We start from the raw sequence: 1,215 nt of genomic DNA, 5'->3' as shown, positions 1-1,215 counted from the left end.
GGGTGGGTGTGGCACCCCCCTTTTGGGCAACCCCCTCCGCCAGAACGTACCCCCCCCCTGTGGGGTGTCCCCCCCCCCCTCCTCCCCCGGCCCCCCCCCCCTCCCCCCCGGGCCCGACGGGTCTTTTCCGAAGGAATGGCCGAAGAAACTCGAATGGCTCGAATGGCTCGAACCGCGCGAAGAGCTGGAATGATGCGGGCAATTCGGGCCGAGGACGAGAGTGAAAGCAGGGATTCAGCAATGCGACAGGTCACCCGCAAAAGCCTCATGACCGTGGCGGCGGCGACGGGGGTGATCGCCGCCGCCGGCGGCTACGCCCACGCCGACTCCGGGGCGCACGGCTCCGCCACGGACTCGCCCGGCGTGCTGTCCGGCAACTCCGTGCAGGCGCCGGTGAACATTCCGGTCAACGTGTGCGGCAACACCATCGACATCGTCGGGGCCCTCAACCCGGCGTTCGGCAACTCCTGCGCCAACAAGGGCGGGGGCGGCTCCACGGGCGGCTACGGCGAGCACAGGAGCCATGGCGGTCACAAGGGCCAGAGCGGTCACGGGAGCCAGGGCGGTCACGGCGGTCACGGCGGTCACGGCAGCCACAGCGGCTCCGGCGCGCACGGGGGCTCCGGGGGCGCCCACGCGGGCGGGTACACCGGCGGTTCGCCCGGCGTGGCCTCCGGCAACCAGGTCCAGGTGCCGATCGACGTGCCGGTCAACGCCTGCGGCAACGGCGTCGACGTCGTCGGGATCCTCAACCCGACGTTCGGCAACGACTGTGCGAACGGCGGCGGTTCCGAGGACCGCCACCCGGGCACCCCGCCCGGCCACGGCCACGAGACGCCCGGCGAGCCCGGTCACCAGGGCCCCGGCAAGCCGGAGCACGGCCGGTCCAGCCCGTCCGGACCCGAGAGCGTGCCGTCCACCTCGGACCACGTGACTCCGGCCCGAGTCACGAACGACCAGCGGCCCGCCTCCGCCGCGCAACTCGCGCACACCGGCAGCGAGCTGCCCATCGGCCTCGCCCTGCCGGCCGGCGCGGGCGCGCTGCTCGCGGGCGCGCTGCTCTACCGCAAGGCGCGGCCCACCGCATAACACGCGGTGACGGCACGGACGACGGAGCGGGGGGGGGGGGGGGGGGGGGGGGGGGGGGGGGGGGGTTTTTTTTTCTCCCCTTGCCGGGGCATGGCGGGAGAGTCTTGGATGCAACAAAACCCCACT

1 protein-coding gene is annotated in these 1,215 nt (G+C 73.3%); it reads left to right on the top strand.

Annotated features, from left to right (window positions below; genetic code table 11):
• Window positions 1-240: 240 nt before the first annotated feature.
• Window positions 241-1,089, top strand: coding sequence for a chaplin (locus ACZ6D7_RS20400; RefSeq protein ID WP_469492191.1), 849 nt, complete (start codon window positions 241-243; stop codon window positions 1,087-1,089).
• Window positions 1,090-1,215 lie beyond the last annotated feature (126 nt).

It is taken from the genome of Streptomyces sp. NPDC041784 (genome assembly GCF_055591025.1).
Note: the sequence above shows the minus strand (reverse complement) of the source record. Positions and strands in the feature narration are given on the sequence as shown.